The sequence below is a fragment of the Collinsella sp. AF29-7AC genome, assembly GCF_003475665.1.
GTDB lineage: Bacteria > Actinomycetota > Coriobacteriia > Coriobacteriales > Coriobacteriaceae > Collinsella.
Genome location: NZ_QRQX01000061.1, coordinates 1 through 365 on the forward strand (window position 1 = coordinate 1; position 365 = coordinate 365).

Genomic DNA, 365 nt, shown 5'->3' on the forward strand with positions numbered 1-365 from the left:
CAGATCATCGGCGGCATGACCATCTACAAGGACATTGAATTAAAGGCATGTCTGGAGCGGGCGGGTTTTCACGAGGTGCAGATACACAAAAAGAAAAAGTGGCTCTGCGTCACGGCGCGGAAGTAGGGGCATCAAGCACGGGTATTTTTGCATCCATCCTGCACATGGCGATAGGCATGACGGTCATAGCGGCTATGCTGGCGGCAATTATGACAGTTTTTATTCACTGAGGAAGAAACCTATGAAATGTAAAATTGAGAAAAACACCGTGCAGGAGACGCTGATCCTCCCGCTGTATTCCCGGAAGCTGTGTACGGAGTTGTACCCGAACCTTTACAAGGATGAAACAGCGGTTCGTCTGCTCG